Source organism: Maribacter sp. IgM3_T14_3 (genome assembly GCF_049603095.1).
Classification (GTDB): domain Bacteria; phylum Bacteroidota; class Bacteroidia; order Flavobacteriales; family Flavobacteriaceae; genus Maribacter.
In genome coordinates, this window is record NZ_CP187138.1 from 3,506,790 (window position 1) to 3,525,414 (window position 18,625).

General features: G+C 39.8%; 5 protein-coding genes. All 5 read right to left on the bottom strand.

Going from position 1 to position 18,625, the window contains the following annotated elements; translation table 11 throughout:
* Nucleotides 1-15 precede the first annotated feature (15 nt).
* The 5 genes from ACPF9A_RS15735 to ACPF9A_RS15755 all read right to left on the bottom strand — a co-directional run bounded on the left by ACPF9A_RS15735 (nt 16) and on the right by ACPF9A_RS15755 (nt 18,509).
* On the bottom strand, nt 16-1,785 hold the full coding sequence (locus ACPF9A_RS15735) for a T9SS type B sorting domain-containing protein (RefSeq protein WP_423998424.1): 1,770 nt from the start codon (nt 1,783-1,785) through the stop codon (nt 16-18).
* 95 nt (nt 1,786-1,880) lie between these two features.
* Nucleotides 1,881-2,714: an ABC transporter permease gene (locus tag ACPF9A_RS15740; protein WP_423998425.1), complete on the bottom strand. Its 834-nt coding sequence runs from the start codon at nt 2,712-2,714 to the stop codon at nt 1,881-1,883.
* A gap of 11 nt (nt 2,715-2,725) precedes the next feature.
* Nucleotides 2,726-3,628 carry an ABC transporter ATP-binding protein gene (locus ACPF9A_RS15745; RefSeq protein ID WP_423998426.1) on the bottom strand — a complete coding sequence of 301 codons (903 nt, stop codon included), beginning with the start codon at nt 3,626-3,628 and terminating at the stop codon, nt 2,726-2,728.
* A gap of 65 nt (nt 3,629-3,693) precedes the next feature.
* Nucleotides 3,694-5,745, bottom strand: coding sequence for a DUF11 domain-containing protein (locus tag ACPF9A_RS15750; RefSeq protein ID WP_423998427.1), 2,052 nt, complete (start codon nt 5,743-5,745; stop codon nt 3,694-3,696).
* 155 nt (nt 5,746-5,900) lie between these two features.
* Nucleotides 5,901-18,509, bottom strand: a complete 12,609-nt coding sequence (locus ACPF9A_RS15755; protein WP_423998428.1) for a T9SS type B sorting domain-containing protein — start codon at nt 18,507-18,509, stop codon at nt 5,901-5,903.
* Nucleotides 18,510-18,625: the final 116 nt, after the last annotated feature.

Below are 18,625 nucleotides of genomic sequence, written 5' to 3' on the forward strand. Positions count from 1 at the left end.
TTTGTGTAATTTAATTTATCGTTTCAAACTAAAATGACCTTTGATAATTTTGTTATTGGTGGCAATAGCCTTGAACCAGTAATTTGATTCGGGAAGCGCTTTACCATTTAAATTTCCGCTCCACCCGATTGTATTTGGAGCTACTTGGGCTAGTAGTGCACCGAATTTATCAAATATATAAATTACTGATACATTATTTTCACCAGTTTCAACTGGTGGTATAAACTGCCAAAAATCATTAATGCCATCACCGTTTGGGGTAAAGAAATTTGGGAAACCGTTTACTGTTAAATCTAATTCAACCAAACGTTCTGCAGTACCACAGCCTGCTTTATCACGAACATAGACAGTATGGTTCTGTAATGTTATGTTGGTAAAACGATTTGAGTTTTGGTACGGTCCGTCTTCGTTATCTAGCGCATATTCAAAATTGCCATTTGTGGTTGTAGTTATTTCATAATTAAGCATATTGCCACTTATATTTACCGCTACATTTTCGATAACAGGAGTTTCAGATATTAATACTTGAAAGGTTTTTGATGAAGCACATTCAAACGTTCTGTCTGAATCTTCAAAAATATCATAAGCCTCATAAATATATAGCCCTTCTTCATTTATCCTAACTTCAGAACTACTTGACAATAATGTTTCATTACCTCTATCGTCTAATTTGTACCACCTAAAGCCATCAGCTTCATCAGTTGCCGTAATTAGATCGAGCTCATTATTTAAGCATATAGTAATGGTATCAGGGAAGGTCAAATCAGGATTCAATACTACTAATTGGCCACTTACCGGGTCAAAATATGGTCCGCAGCCAACCAGTGTAGAAAAGGTTTCTTGAGTGCAACCTATTGCTTCACCTGCTTCGTTGAAAGGATAAATCGATATAAAGAATGTCCGGTTAGGTTCAAAATCGATAATCAGCGTTGAGGTTCTATAAAAAATAGCATCTTCTAAAATATTCTTTTCGAAAGGTGATGTGCCTATAGATACTCGGTAGCCCGTTGCATTAGGTACTGCGTTCCATTCTAGTGTCGGACTCAAAAGCACATTCGTTTCACCATTTAAAGGGGAAATCATACTTGTGCATAAAGGTAATACTGCAGCCGCAGCCGTGGTAAAGACCGAAGAGCTGCAACTAGCTGCTGAACCAATTCTATTATAAGGTGTAATTGTAACGTAAATATCAGTTTCCGTAGGTAAATCTGTAGTTGGATTATAGCTTAACGTATTTGCCACGTCGGTAGGTACAAGAATCTCCTCTCCATTTTGTGTGGTGCCAATCGATATAAAATACCCTGTTGCACTAGGTGCGGCATTCCATGAAATGTTAGTTGCTGTATTTATATCAAAGGCATTGTTTGCCGGACTAATAGATGTACTACAACTAGGTACTTCGCTTAAGGCTGCGGTCGTAAAACTTTGGCTATCACAAACAATATTCGGTTGATTGAAAAAGAAGAGCGTAATGGTGATGAATATTTCGGTGCTCTCTGGTAACCCTGTCGCGGGTGTAAAACTTGTGGCAGATCCAACATTTCGCTCATTTAAAATATCATTACCGCCCTCTGTTGTACCTAATGAGATAATAAAACCCGGTACACCTGTTACAGCTTCCCAACTAATAGTCGCATCTACGGGAACCAACATAGTACCATTTACGGGATTTAAAAGAGCGGGACATTCTTGTGCCGACGTTATGAAAATTCCAGATAGCAATGCCATGAAAAATATTGGCACAGCCAATATTTTGGGTACTCTGATGTCCCATTTCTTTCTCATAGCATATTCGTAAACATTACAATATACTACAAAATGAAAATCTAAACTTTTAGAGGACTGTTAATTAGGATTAATTACCTCTTAGTACAGATAAGTTAAAGGTCTCGCTTTTTTAAGATTGCATAAGATCCATAAATGAAAATGGCTATCCATGCCATAACTATTAGAATTTCATACCAATGTATGTAATAATCTAGTTCGAGTTTTTCACCCATTTGATTGGCAACAGATTGTACGGCACCTAATCTAGAGAATGGTTCTTTGATAATATTGAACATGGCTTGCAATGGAAAAAAGCCCATGATAATATCTGTGGTTTCGCCATCAAAAAACTTCCATCGTATGATGCCTCTAAAAATACCTTCGAATACTTGCCATAGAATTAAAAAACCAAGTGCAAAGGCTGACCTTTTTACCAAAACACCTAAGAAAAGACAGAAAGAGAAGAAACCAGTTAGTTTAATGAAAAATGCTAAAAGAAACTCTAAATCGCTAAGAATGATAGAAATTTCGGTAAAATCGGAATAAATAAGTCCTAAAACCAATGAAACTAGAAATACAAAAATTGTAGAGACTAACGAGAATGTAATCACGGTCAAGAATTTTGAAAGTATAAATTCCTTTTTCGAAAGTCCGTCAATTAAATTCTGTTTTATCGTCTTATTACTATATTCATTAGACATCATGGATACAATAACGATGGCTAAAAATAGCTTGAAGAATGCGGTTATGAATGTGTTGAAATGCCAGATATACGGAAAGTTAAAAATACCCTGGTCTGCTAAATTGAACTTTATTGGGCCGATATCGAATTTTATAGCCGCTACCAATGCGATAGAGGTTAAAAGTGCGAAGTATGAAATAATCAGTACTTTACTAGCCCTGTTATTCCAAAGTTTTATGAATTCTATTTGAAGTAATCGTATCATGATGGTGGTTGTTAGGCGTTAGCATTTTTAGTTAAGGCAAGAAATTGTTCTTCTAAACTTTCTTTTCGTTTTACTAAATGAGATACTATAATACCTTTTTCAAAAAGTAGTTTGTTCAATGATTGTGCATCTAGTTCTGAAGTTAAGATGGCCGTAACCAAACCATTTTCTTGTTTTATACTACCAAAATGTTCATTGGTACTTAGGTAAGATGTTAGTTTTTCTAAATCATCACATTTTAATTCGAAAAAGCCGAAACTTGCCTGTAAGCTATCTACTCTGCCAGCGTACAATTTTTCTCCTTTTCTTAAAATAACAACATGAGAACATACTTTCTCAACCTCATCAAGCAAATGTGATGCCAACAAAATTGTAGTGCCTTTTGCAGCAATTGTCTTTATGATTTCTCGAATCTGATGAATACCTTGAGGATCGAGACCATTGGTAGGTTCATCTAAAATTAATATTTCTGGGTCGTTTAATAGGGCAGATGCAATAGCCAAACGTTGCTTCATTCCAAGGGAAAAAGTCCTGAATTTGCTATTTTTTCTATCTAGTAGTCCGACTAAGTCTAGCTTTTCTTCAATTTTGTCTTCTGATACATCTTTGATTTTGCATACTAATTTTAAGTTTTGCAAAGCCGTCATGTAGGGGTAGAAGTTAGGGCGTTCGATGATTGCGCCTACTTTTTTTAATGCTTCATGCGTTGAAGATTCACCGCCAAACCAAGCAAATTCGCCACTGGTTTTATTGACGACGTTTAATACAATGCCCAGGGTAGTTGATTTGCCGCTACCATTAGGACCTAAAATTCCGTAAACATTACCTTTTTCTATAGTAAACGATAAATCTTTTACAGCAGTAAGGTGTCCAAATTTTTTGGTAAGATGATTGACTGTTAGAATAGTACTCACGTCAAGTGTTTTTTGATTGGTTACGTATACTTGACGAGAAACTTGACGGAATGTTACAAAAGAAATTAATTTGCTGTTGCCCTGAAGGTAATTCTTCTGTTAGTATTTACTGTTGTTGGGGTATTAAAATTTACGGTTACTGTTTCAGAAGGGTCATCTGTAGTAATATTAGTATCTGTTTGATCTTGAGAATTACTGATATTATTTATGTACGTTGCGGTCGATGTATTTACATTGGGTAAGCTTACGCGTGTAACTAAGGTCAAAGTTTCTAATTCTCCACTATTCATACCACCAACAGACCAGTTAGGGTAGGTAAAACTACCTTTAGAAACCGAAGATGAAAGTAATGAAATTCCGTCAGGTAAAATATCTGTAAGTACGAGATTAGAAATAGCGTTAATACCAAAACTTTCGACGGTAATTGTAAATGTTACCGTTTCGCCATCGCTAACCGTATTTTTGTCTGCCACTTTTTTGATGACCACATCTGGGTCACAATAATAGGCAGTTAATGGTTGAGAATCATAGGTGCAACCACCTTTTGTAACTCGAACATAGTAATCCCCAGCTTGTGTAGGCGTATATGTAGCACTATTTGCACCTACAATTAATACTCCGTTTTCAAACCATTGGTAATCATCAAAATTGGGGTCAATAACTTCTACTTCTGCTGTTGGTAGGCATCCGCCTCCATTGACTTCCAGGTCAACTTCGGGTACGGTATCAAATCCAGAGAAATAGCCTGCAATACCACGATTGGCATTTACACCGAAAAAGCCTACAGCAATTGGTCCTGTAGATTGTACACTTACATTTCCTGTTAGGTTAGAAATATAAAATGTTTTCCAATCTGTAGATCCTGCAACAGATAAAGAAGCTGGTAGTATTACGGCTCCTGAACCATCTGATACCGAAATATTTCCGTCAGGTGTTGATGTAGATGCGATGATGGTAATACCTCCGGTAAGAGTTGTGCCGGCTGAATTTGTAATATCGGAAATGTTATCTAAATTATCTGGTAATAAACAGTTTACAGGTGCAACAAAGTTTAAACCGATGGTCTGCACCCCAGAACTACCTGCTAAGTTTTGATACGCATAGGCATCTTTTGAAGTAGTGACCAACATGTTGGCGCCTGGTGAACCACTTGAATAATTTGAACCAGGAACCAAAAAGTAATCACCATTATTAATAGTTGCTATTGGGATTGTGGAACCATTTACAAATATATCGGTATTGTTTTGAGTACCGATAATAATTGGAAATTCTGTACTGTTTTGTCCATTCCCTCTTATAAATACATACTCCTTACCAATTTTATTTATTGGTACTGGTTGGTCTATACCGGCGTCTCTACTGCCTGATGAGCTGGATACAACCCCGTAATTTAAACCACCATTACTAATGGCTATGTCTTTAGTTGAAACTATGGAGGCGCCTAGCCACCCATCTATGTTCGCCGAAGTTTCGTTCGTATAGGCTTCAAGCACAAAACTTTCATTTTTGTTTAAAGTAATTTGGATATTATCACTTGTAATTCCATCTCTATCGTTTTGCAAGCGAAATTCACAATTAAAATCATAGCCGGTAATATCTACTACCGTATTATCTTCTGTTGCCATTATACCCAAAGATGTTGATATATCTGAGGTAGTTGCATAATTTGGCGCGCCGCCCCATTTAAATTTTGTACCTAAGGCTTGCCTTCCCTTAGAAGTTAAAGATGTTGCTTGTGCTGAAGAGGTACCTCTATAATTTACATAGAATTTTTCACCTCCTGGAGATTCAAATCGGAGTCCGCTATTGTTTATAACAATCCCTGTGTTACCATTTTTTACCATGGTAACATCATTGTCACCATTGGCCAAAGTATAAACCCCTGGAGATATATTAGAAATAGAGAATGTTGCATCTGGTGTTGTAGCTGATCCAATATAAGCATTAACTGTAAAGGCGGTTGTTTCTGGAGTAGAAAGATAAATGGCTTGTTCTTTAACTGATGAGTTGTTACTACCCTGTTTTAACGGCGGCAAATAATGAAGGTCGCTTAACTGGGAAAAGCCAGTTGCGGAAACCATCATCAATAAAATTAATAAAATAAACTTTTGCTTCATACTAAGCTTGCCCGGGTAAAGTTTTAAAAAATAAAGAAAATTAAATCTTCATTAAATCTTCATTAAATCACAATTATTAGTTGTAAAACCCTAGTAATAAGTGGTTATCGGTTAAAAAGAAGAGGTAGCTGAATTAGCTACCTCTGTTAAATTGTTTATCTGTAAAGTGTGAAGTTTCCGACAAATTCTCTAGTGTCCGCTGCACCATTTAATTTAATGACGTACCAGTAATCTCCAGTTGGTAGCTCATTTTCCTGATAGAATCCGTCCCAACCGTCTTCATTATCCTTAAAGGTGTAAACTGAACGACCATATCTATCATAGATGCTAATGAAAATCTCTGGATAAACTTCTATGTTATCCGGCATCCAAAAATCGTTTTGTCCATCACCATTAGGAGTAAAGAAATTAGGAATTTCAATATCAATGAATTCAATGAACAGGCTAGCTGTTGCTTCACATCCGTTTTCATCTACTACGGTAATCGCATAAGTGCCCGTTTCGGTAATATAGAACACATTTTCAGAACCTCTATTCTCATCCTCAAAGTAGAAAGTATAGTTTTCTCTGCCTCCTACAACCGTTGCGGTGATCTGATTGATATTACTTTCTTCAACGGTAATTTCAAGAGGATCGAAAGCCAATATCTCAACATCGTAGGTGGTTAAACAACCATTTGCATGAGAAATACTGATATAATGCGTACCAGGAGTCAAATCCCTGAAAATTGGTGTTAACTGCATTTCTAAAGGATCTACAGTATCTAAACCAAATAGCACATCATTTTCTATACTTGGGTCATTTAAAATAATATTTACATAGTTGCTAGGTATTGTGCCATTACAGCCATAAACCGGCTCTACGGTTGCTCCTAGATCCACACCGGGATCAATGGTAACTATTATTGTTTCCTCACAACCTTGTGCATCTTCTATGAAGATGATGTAATCACCAGCTGCTAAGTTGGTAAAGTTTAATCTGTCTTGTACAAAATCTGTTTCACTCTCTAAACGAGTACTATATGGAGCAGTACCACCTATTATGGTTAAATCTATAGTGCCGTCTTCTTCACCTACACAAATTTCAGGAGTGCTAGAAGAAGTTACCTCTAGGGCGTTAGGCTCCGTTATAGTAACTTCCACAAGTTCAAAACAACCATTTGAATCCTGTACAAATACAATATAGTCACCAGGCTCCAATTCGTTAAAAGTATTTTCATCACCTAATCGCTGTAAGTCCTGTGAATTCGCAAGAGAAATGGAATAAAAGAAGATTCCGGTACCACCAGATGCGTTTACGGTAATACTACCATTATCTTCCCCAGCACAGGTAATTGGACTGATTATCGGTTCTTCTACGACCACAGGGTCTGGATCAATAACCGTAATCGTAGCAACCTCGGAACAATCTCCACTGATTACCCTTACATAGTATATATTACTGGCCAAGTTGTCAAAAATACCATTGGTATTTGTTGCTAAAGTTGAAGCTGAGGAGAATGAGCTATCCGTTGCTAAGCTATATTCATAGTCGCCAAATGCACCATCTGCCTCTGCAATGATAAGTGCCGTGGCTTGCCCAGAACAATTTAATGTAGGGGCAGAATTAGCCAAATCAAGTGTTAACGGCTCAATGGAATCTATAGTTACTTCATTTGACACAATAGAGCTACAATTAAAACTATCTGTCACATAATAGGTATACGTACCGATGCCTACCGTGAACGTTTGTGTAGTGCCAGTCATCATATTAGAAGTTCCACCAAGCGTCGTACTCCAAGAATAAGGAGCCGTACCACCAGAGGCCGTTAGTAAAATATCGGCTGTTCCTGTAGCACAATCAATTTGTCGGTTGATTACTAAGAGCGAGTTCACATCCGTTGGTTCCTCAATTTCTATGATAGTGGTCGTAAACGGACAACTATTTATATCATCGGTTACGGTGATACTGTAAAAACCGGACCCTAGATTATCAAAAGATGCACTTTTCTGGATGGCAGTAGTACGTAAAAGAGTAGTGCCCGCTATATCATCGTACCTGTTAAGTACGTAATTGTAATTAACCGGAGTAGCGGTAATCGTCGCTGTCATCTGAAAATAGATTTGGGCATCGTTATCGCCAGCGCATTCCAGCTCTTCGTCTACAATTAAGTTTCCGGCTATTGGAACTTGTGCTTCCAATGTTACATCAGAACCAGTAATTGGACAGCTATTAGAATCTGTAATGCTAACGGTATAGGTGCCAAAACCTAATCCTTGGAATAAGTGTGCACTAGGTAACCCCGTTTCGGTTATTGGTCCACTTCCATTATCTATAGTGATGGTATACGGTGCAACACCGCCAGTTACCTCCACTAAAATAGCTCCTTGATCGTTAGCACAACCTACTTCAGCTACACCGCTGGTCGTACTCATAATTTCTGGCTGGGTAGTAATATTGAAACCTCTTTCTTGCGGACAAGTAGGTGCACCTTCTTGAATAACGCTTACAATATAGTCCCCAGTTGGCAGAGCAATCGGTGCCGTAGTACCTAAAGTAACCCCTGTTTGGCTACTTACCGAAACATCATCTCCGGTAGTTGTTGTATTTTGAGTATTAAAAATTTCATAACTAAAAGTGCCTGTGTAGGCCGAATCACTCATGGTGAGGGTTATACTACCGTTATCACCAAAACAAAGTACATCCGATAATTTGTTAACCGTTACATCAAAAGTGTTGGGGTCACTTACCACGTGGTCCACGAATATTTCACAACCTGTACTTATATTCCGGACACCAAAAGTATGTGTGCCAATACCTAAACCGCTGAATTCGTTATTTCCAGGAGCTTGATACGCCGTAGCGGGTAACTCCCTAAATTCATAGTTAGTAGGGTTACTGGCAAAATCAGTGACTGTGCCGGTTACATTAGTAATCCTAATAGTTTCCGTTGAGGTCGGGTCGGGATCTGAAACAGTACATTCAATTGCGTTTACTACAAAAACATCCGTCGTTGATAAAGGTTGCAATTCATCATAAGGTGCTATTGTGGCAGTTTGTGAACCAACACATCCCTTATCGTCATATACGTTGATGGTGAATACGCCACCTGCGTTATCCGTTTCTATATACGTAGTACTCATGCCATTTTGCACAGTAACTGCGGTTTCCACAGCTAGCGTGTTAGGGTCATCCTCCTCAATAAATTCATATCTCACATACGAGCCGCTACCACCTTGAACGAAAGGAGTTACGTCATTTACCGTGATAGATGCATTGCTAGAAGAATTACCAGTGCCACAAGCAAATCCTACCACAGTTGGCACTGGGACGGTAATCGTTGATGGTTCCATAATCGGAATTGCTACGCTGGTAACAGCACAATTATTTGTTGCGGTGTCACCTGTTATTTGAATTACATAGCCGGTAGTTGCGGGAGCTAAATTTGTAAACGTAGCTGTGTTACCGGTAGGAACCGTGGCGGGTAAAATACTTGTTGGAGTACCATCTTGAGAAATAATTTCAAAAGTGTACGGTGCCGCCGCTCCATTTGTGGTAGCAATTGTGATACTACCGTCATCGGCATTAAAACAAGATACGTTAGTCGTTATAATGTTAGGGTCGATAATAGGTTCTACTTTTTGTGGTACATTTATAACTAATACCCTATCGCAGTCTGCGCTACTAGGAGTAGAGGTGTCATAAATCGTAATTGTATAATCTCCAGCTGCAGAAGCCTGATAGTCAAAATTTGTACTGGGAACGTTAATCTGACTTACATCGGTGCCAGGACCGGTAATACTATATTGATAATTGTTGGACCCGTTCAGAATTTCAATAGAAATTGTTGCATCTGGTGAAGCGGTACAATCCAATAATTTAGCTAAGGTCGCACTTGCGGAAAGTACTGGATTTACTACAAAATCAGTTTCTACAGCGGTACAGCCGTTCCCATCAATTACATAAATATCATAGGTGCCTGAAGCTACGTTCGTAAATTCGCCAGCATTGTCTACAAAAGAAGTGGGAGCTGAACTTCCAGCGGTCACAATGGCGTAACGCAAGTTACCCGCGGCGGAATTTCCTGATGCATTTACCGTTATCGGAGCTGCACAATTATCTTGCGTAGTAGAGTTCAGGGTTGGATTTAGTGATACGCTCAAAGCAACTGTATTCAGTACCAAGGAGCAACTATACTGATCATATAAAGTAACCGTGTAATCACCAGCCGGTGAATTTACAGGTATCTCAATGGGGTTGTTGGTTGTTCCTGTTAGTGCGGTAAAACCAGCTGGACCAGTAATATCATAAGTATATGGAGCACCTCCGCCCCCAGATATTCTGTTGATGGAAATTAAGCCCGGAAGGTTACAGGAGATATTCCTTGTTGGAACAGCAGTTGCAATAAGTGGGGCTAATTCTGTTACATATGCGTTTTCACTAGCTCCACGACAAGCATCCGTGTTCGTGTTATCCACTTGAACAATGTCAATATAATACTCTCCCTCAGCAAGCCCTACTGTCGTTGAAATAGCATTGGTATATGCAACGTTCATAGCTGTAGCACCACCTCCACTTACTTCAATGGGTGTAGCGTTTCCTAGTTCATAAATTTCCCAACGCATAGAAGGGTATGCCGTAGATGGGTTCAGTTCAAATGTGATGGCACCATTAGCGGCAACGTCACAAGTAGGGGTAATGTCCGAAGTAATATCAATTGGTAGTCCAATGCCAGGTATATCATTTAAATTAACGTTACTTTGTCTGATACAACCCGAACCATCCCTTACATAAAATACATATGTCCTTCCAGGAACCAAAAGCGGTACTTCTGGGTATTGAGGTGTTGTTGAATTTATGTTCTGAAAGGTGTGTGATGTCCCGTCGGGTACATTTTCTACCCATACATTTGGATTGGTGATAAATGCGTTAAAGTTGGCCGGGTCATCCGTATACGTATAATCATAACCACTTGTATTGTCACCTTCACTTCCTTCAACCGTAACTCGTAAATCATTACATCCGACAATTACGGCAGATAAGGTAATATCCAAATCATCTAAAGGGAAAGGTATTAGATATCTTGGAAAATCTTTCTGACAGAACACAGTCGGAGCTACTTCTACTCTTATTGATGGGAAAACCTCTGTTCCCGAGAACGTAGGATTGGCTACCGTTCCTCTGAGCTCTGGAGAGGTCTGCCAAGTAGTTCCACCATCATTGCTATATTCAACAGTACCTGTAGGGCTATTTATATTGTCAAATTCAAAACCATAATCGCTTTCTATCGTGCTTGAACAATTACTTGGTAGAATGGGTAAAATATCTGCTGTAATCTCAATGGCGTTGTTGATTGTCGCCGTTGATGAGTTCAACGTACAACCAGCAGCATCCGTTATGGTTACTTGGTAATTACCGACCCCAATCCCATTAAAAGTCAAGTTGGTACTAAAAATGTTCGAATTGCTATTGCCATAATCGATACCATCCGTAGATGTCATATCTACCAGCGTATATGTATACGGTGCAGTTCCACCACCTACGGCAATATCTATAAAACCAAGACCATCAAAACACTCAGGATTTGAAGGCCTCGCTGTTACCGATAAAGTACTTACCGGAGTGAAAATAATGTCTTCACTTAAGAAAGAACATAACGGAGTGGTTCCCCCACTATTATCTTGTACATAGACATCGTATCCCGCTGTGTTGGCAGCTGCCATAGCTGCGGTAACAGTGAAAGTGTTCGTTGAACCGTAAAGGCCTGCGGGATTATCGTCCGCTGGCACGAAGGCATATTCCAGTGTACCATTTCCTCCTGTAGCGTTGATCGTAATTGATCCATCGTTACACGAACTAAGTGGCGTTATATTTAAATCAACAATTAATTGTGGACTAATAATAACCGTCTGTAGGTTTGAGGTAGATGGGCATCCCAATTTATCTCTAACCTCTATATCATAACTACCTTCAGATAGACCATTAAAGGAATGACTAGTGGCTGTAGAAGGACTTGAGGTAATCCATGGACCACCATCAATCCTAAATTCATAGTTTCCGTTACCTGCGGTAACATTAACTAAAATTGAGCCGTTGCTAGCACCTGTATAACAAGCTGTAGGCGTGGCGTCAAAAGTTACATCAGCCGGATCTGCCACGGTAACCACATTCGCTAGAGGTAAGAGTTCTTCGCAGTTGTTCGCATCAAGGACCTTAACCAAATAATCCCCGGCAGGAACATTTGTAAACCTACCATCACTTTGATAAGCAGCAACCAAGGCTCCTGCGGTGGTCTCCAATTGGTATTGATATGCAACCGTGCCTCCGGTAGCGGACGCCAGTAAAGTAGCACCTGTGTTAAAACACGTAAAGGCTGTTTCTAATTGTAAATCCGGCACTAGTGGAGTAGGGGCCGCAAGGGTTACGGGGAAATTTACCGTACAAGCTGTATCATCCTGCTTATAAACGATGATTGTATAGGTTCCAGCAGCATAATTTGCAGCGGAAAGTTCTATTAAGTTCGTGGAAGCGAAAGGACCAAATGTAGTTGTACCATCGTTAATGGTGTATTCATATCCCGCAGTTGCATCAAAGTTGGATACTTCAAATCTAAACGCTCCATTGGTGCCATTGGCACAAGTTGGCTCGGTTACGCCCAATAACGCAGCTTCAAAAGCTTTGTTATCTTCAACTACTACGTTCAATGTTTGTGTTCTTTCGCAGACTTCCGGAAGCTGTGATGCTTGAATATCATCTAGTACCAAATAGTTTCCGGAATTGCTATTTAAGTCGGTACGAATTATAATTCCTACGCTTGTATTTGTACCTGGATTAAATGTACCTGTTACAGCGTACCATGAGTTGGCGTTATCATTTTTCGGAATATCGGCAGAAGTAAAACTATCTATAAGGTTACCGGAAGCATCTACCAATTCAATCAATAAACGTGGGTCATCGCCTGTTTCACCCGCTCTTAACAAGTTGTAGGCTTGTAACGAAAAGTTGATGTCCTGATCTGCTAAAACTTCTAAATCGGTCCTTTGCCATAGAATGTTGTTCAATCCCGGTGTGGTACTTACAGCAATGGCAAAAAAGCGACCATCCATTAAACCATTAAAATCGTTAGGAGTTCTCCATGCTGGTACCGGATTGGTTACTGTAGCCGTTACCGAATATTCTCCATTAATAAGAATGCCTGCAGGACCAACATTACATGCTGCGGCAGTACCATCTTGAGGTTGGTAGCAGTATCCTGGTCCAATCTCGCTTATGGCCGTATTGGGTCCGCTACCGAAAGTTTCGAGTAGAAAATTACTTTGGCTTGGAGTCAAAGCTGAGGAATAGTTAACGGTAACCGTTTGTGTCCCAACAGGCACGCCTGTAAAGAAATTATCTTTTTGTATGGGATCGGCGTTCAAGGAATAGGTATAATTAAAATCTACAGTATTGGAGCTAGTAACGGTAACGGTAGCATCACCGTTGCAGTCATAATCTACGGTTTTTGATAAGCTAGGGTCCGCTACTGATTTAGGCACTGTAATGTCCATTTCAAAAGTACATTCCATATTATCCTTAACCACTAATACATAGTTGCCTGCCGAAAGGCTACGTTCACTTGTGGTACTAAAACTAGTTCCACCATCAAAACTATAGGTATAAGGAGCCGAGCCTCCGGTGGCATTCAGAATTTTAACTAAAGTACCTGTCGCGTTACAAGCTATGTCCTCTACTATTGCTGCGGAGGCATTTATTTTAAAAGGTTCCGTAATCGTATATTCCAAAGTTTCCGTGCATCTTAAAGTAGCTATGGATCCACCGAAATCCCGTACGGTTATGTTATAAATACCAGCACCTAAATTGGTAAAAGTATTGACTGTTTGATAGGTTTTGCCATCATCTAGACTGTATTCGTAGGGGCTGGTACCGCCGTTTGCATTGATAGTCAAGGTAGCTGTTGTCGCATCGGCACAAGTGATAGTGGTATTGCTTGCAGCGATGGTTACAGGACCTAAATTTTCTAGTGTTACAACATTTGAAAGGTCGGAACAATCATTACTATCAAAAACGATGAATTGGTATTGTCCAGCATCCGCGGCATCCAAGAATAAGAAGTCGTTTATGGATTGGAAGGTTGCATTGGCAAGTGCATCCGCCTCATCCGTGTAAAGAACCGTTCCTTTCTCCATCCATATAGCCATTCTATAATTAGGGTCTGGTACCCCACCACTAGGAGAGAGCGAAATTAAACCGGCATTACAGGTTAATTGATCAGATATTACGGCATTAAGGTTAACATCCGATATTTGGTTTATGGTAATATCCTGAGAATCCATACAACCATCATCTGTACTTGTTACAATGGTATAGTTCCCTGGAGGAACACCGGTAAAAGTATGAGTATTGTCTGTCGATCCTAAACTTGAGGGTAATTGTGCTGTTGTACCGGAAATGAATATACGATAATTATATTCTGGAAATACGTTTAAGGCTTGTACTGATATTTCACCAAAGCCAGAACAATCGGCATCCTCTTTGGAAAGCCTTACCTCAAAGTCCTTTTCCAAGACACTTATCTGTTCTGTCTCAAATATACAAGTACCGTCTATAGTTGTATTAGTGCCAGGGGTCAAAGCTGCTATTTGAACTTTATAGTTCCCGCCCGTTGCAATGTCAAAACTAGAGCCATTACCTGCTGAAAATGGTATTACTGTGATATTCGTATCCGCGTTTATAAGCTGATATCCGTATCCAGAAGGTACGCCCGTAATACGGATATTGCCATCTGTATCACAAAGAATATCGGTAGGCGTTTGTACTACAAAGGGCAAGGTGTTTTGAAATACGTTAAAGTAAAAACGACTGGAACAACCACCGGCATAAAGTACAGATAAACGATACCTGCCTGGATTATCTACCAAAAAATCACTGCCAGTATCAACTTGATCCCAAGTACAGGCAAGATCTCTGGTCAAGCAACCCGAATCAGATTCAATGGAACAAGTACTGCTCTCATCCAATTTTTCCCAAAAAAGTCCACCACCTGCATCGGTAATATTCATTTGGAGCAAGGCAGAATCGGAAACGCCACATAAGAAAATATCTGCAAATTCGGTAACACCGTCATTACAATCCGTACCAATTTCGCCTGCAATGTCATTATCCGGATTCGCATCACTATTTACTTGATTAAAGAAATCTACAATAGGATTTGTTTGGGTACTACCAAAAAGTTCTACCGTAAAATATTGAACAGCATCTGGGCATCCGGTCGCCCCTGATTTTTCAACAATGTAGTTACCAATAGATGTTACTACAAGGGTTCTTGGGTCACCATCACCATCAGTAAGTTCTGTTTCTGAAGCGTCTATTTGGCCATTGCCGTTCGTGTCTATCGCCCATTTGTACGTGGTAAAACCGTTACCGGCCGTAAGGGTTTCGGTACCGTTACACAGTTGTGCAACCTCTGGTTCATCACACTCCGATAAATCAACACTATTCGTTGCTACAGGTATTGCCGGACTACACACCGGTAGGTTGGTGGATCCAGGTTCATCGCTATATATTCTGCCATTGGAAACACCTTGATAGGTGGTATATGCTATATTTTCAAGGTTATTGGAACATGCGTCTACGAAAACGCTACAGCGGTCATCTATTTGTACTGTAATTCGTAAGGTGTAAGCTGGGCGGCCTACTTCTACCAAGTTGTCAGGTATGGTAAACGTAACCGAATTATCAGCTGCATTAGGAGTTACTCCAATAGGCAGCCCCGAAAGATTAGAACTTACATAGGTTACATTTGCAGGTAATACATTTCGTATGGTGTACCCTGTTGCAGCATCATCGCCGATATTTTGAAAATTAAGTACATAGTCAAAGATATCACCTCTTGCCACTTGTTGTCCCTCAATAGAAACTCCAGCATTTTCGGGCGTATTTGTAAGTGGTATCTCGGGTGCTAAAACCTTGGTATAAGGTGCGGCGATTACTGTACCCAGATTTGGGTCTACTACTGGCGTACCGCTACCATATTCTCCACCATCATCCGCATCTGCATTATTATCTTTATACCACTCATCTGCATCTGAGCAGCCATCATTATCACTATCCAAATCTATATTGTCCGGGTAGCCATCACCATCGGTATCAATGCAAGCTCCAGGAACCGCCACACTAATGCGAATATCGTCAATAAAATTACCTACAGAGATACTGGATGCGGTTTTAACCGCCTCAAAAATAAATACCGTATTGTTCTGTCCTGCGGGTACGGTATAAGTACCCGAATATAGCTGCCAAGCCACATTACCGGTGACCATGGTTTCCTGTATCGTGGCACTTGCCAAATCTGCACCTATACGTAGTTGCATGGTATCCTCGCCAGCCCTTCCTCTATGACGTAAGGTCCAGCTCATTACAGAACCGGGCGTTAAACATAGGTTTTGGTATAATGCACCGTTTCTGGTGGCATTTAATTCTGCATGTTGATTACCATTATAAGAATCAACTCCTTGAAAGCCAGAACGCCAAAGTTCAATATTCGAATCTGTTGCCGTAGTAAACCAACCCGGTACCAAAGATTCGTTCATTATTTGGAAATTACTGCTTAAAACGGGTTCCTCAAAGCTTTCGTTTATGATGTTTTCGAAGCAGAAAAATTCTGTACATTCATCCGTATCATAAATACCGTCGTTGTCATCATCTAAATCTACGTTATCCCGTACACCGTCCTTATCAAAATCATTGTGTACTATTACCGTCGCGGATAAGATATCTTCTGTAATATTGGTATCTACTTGATCTTGTGTGTGAGACACGGAATTTGTCAAGGCAACGGACTGTAAACTATCTAGTTCATCACCGCTAACTTCTAACTCTAAAAATACAATTTCTCCTGGGTTTAATGTGCCAATATTCCATACCGGATTTGTCCAAGAACCCTTGGTAGTATTACCGCTGATAAGAGTAAGTCCCGCGGGTATATTATCCGTTAACCGAAGATTCGTGATAGGTTCAAAAAATAAGTTTTCTACCCTAATCGTAAAAGTTGTGCTTTTGCCCTCTGTAATTTCAGCATCTTCTACCGATTTGATTATCTGTATATCTGGGTCACAAAAGAAAACGATAATAGGATCGGAGTCATAAGGACATTCGCCTTTATAGCCTTGTACGTAATATTCTCCCGCTTCTGTCGCCGCATAATCAGGAGAGGTGGCACCGGGAATGATTTCACCCTCATAATACCACTGGTAGGCATCAAAATTTTCCGTAGCTATAAAAATACTGGAGCCGGCAAAGCATTCCCCAACCACACCACCGTTGATGTCCAGAATTACCTCTGGTGCGGTATCAAAACCAGAGAAATAACCGGCTACACCTTGGTCGCCGTTAAAGCCTACAAAACCAACGGCCATGGGGCCAGTTGATGTGGCACTAATATCACCATTTAAATTTGGTATATAAAAAGTTTTCCATTCTGAAGAACCTGCTACAGGACTTGAAACACCCTTTCTCGCATCTGAAATTGCAATACCATCTTCAAAAACCTGAATATTGGAATCCAATGTTCTTGTGGATGCAATTATCGTTAATCCTCCACTTACAGTTGTTCCGGCCATGTTACTGATATCTGGAATATTGTTCAATAAATCAGGTAACAGGCAATTAACAGGAGCTATAAAATTTAGCCCAGCTGTTTGATTACCAGTTGATCCGGCTAAACATTGGTACGCATATGCGTCTTTAGAAGTTACAACGAACATGTTGTCTCCTGCGGTTGTACCGGAGTAAAAAGTACTAGGTATTTGATAATATTCACCATTATCAATGGTGGCTATTGGCGTAGCAGACCCTTGTACATATATATCTGTATCGTTTGCAGTGGCTATGATCAAAGGGAATTCCGTTGCTCCGTCTACGTTACCGTTTCCTCTTACAAAAACATACTCCTTACCTAAATTTATAGTTGGTACCGGTTGGTCAATACCGGCATCACGATTTCCACTGTTTGCAACTCGACCAAAGTTCATAGCACCGTTACTAATGACAATTTTTTTGTCAGCTATTACTGAGGCTCCAATCCAACCATCAATATGTGATGGAAAATTTCTAGTACCTACATAGTTTTCAAATACAAAAGATTCATTGGCATCTAAAGTAACTGTAAAGGTATCGGCCGTTATACCATCTGCATTTGCTCCTAATCTAAAAGTACAGTCAGGATCATAGCCAGAGAGCGTAACCGTGGTATTATTTTCGGTTGCCATTATACCTAGGGTATTGGATTTTGATGACTCGCCCCCTAAATTAGGTACACCACCCCACCTAAAACTGGTACCCATGGCCTCTCTACCTTTTGAGGTTAAAGATGCCGCTTGTGACGCTGATTGCCCTCTGTAATTTACATAGAACTTGCTGCCAGCTGATTCAAACCTTAGACCGCTATTTGTTAATACAATACCTGTGTTGTCATTGCTTACTAGGGTTATATTATTATCCCCATCGGTTAAGCCCTCACCAGCGTCAATTAATGCGGGGTTCGTATTATTGATATTATAAGATTTCCATAGCGTGGTATTGGTGCCAATGTAAACATTAACCGTAAACATGGTGGTTTCAGGAGTAGAAAGATAAATTGCCTGTTCTCGTATACCCGCATTATTTTGACCTTGCTTCATTGGTGGTAAATAATGAAGGTCGCTCAACTGTGCAAGTCCCAAAAATGAACTGAATGCAAGTAGTGAGAACAGAAGAAATTTGATGTTGGTTTTAAAATGCTTTATCATCGGTATGGTTTCAAGTAGTACTAAAACAAATAAAGCGAGTTTTTAGCTCTTGGCTTAAAAAATGTTGTGTACTGGCTATTTATGTTGTTGTAAGGGTTAATTCTATATGCTTGATA

Coding starts and splice junctions, on each gene's coding strand:
- ACPF9A_RS15735 (WP_423998424.1), bottom strand. CDS start 1,785: ATGAGAAAGAAATGGGACATCAGAGTACCCAAAATATTGGCTGTGCCA.
- ACPF9A_RS15740 (WP_423998425.1), bottom strand. CDS start 2,714: ATGATACGATTACTTCAAATAGAATTCATAAAACTTTGGAATAACAGG.
- ACPF9A_RS15750 (WP_423998427.1), bottom strand. CDS start 5,745: ATGAAGCAAAAGTTTATTTTATTAATTTTATTGATGATGGTTTCCGCA.
- ACPF9A_RS15755 (WP_423998428.1), bottom strand. CDS start 18,509: ATGATAAAGCATTTTAAAACCAACATCAAATTTCTTCTGTTCTCACTA.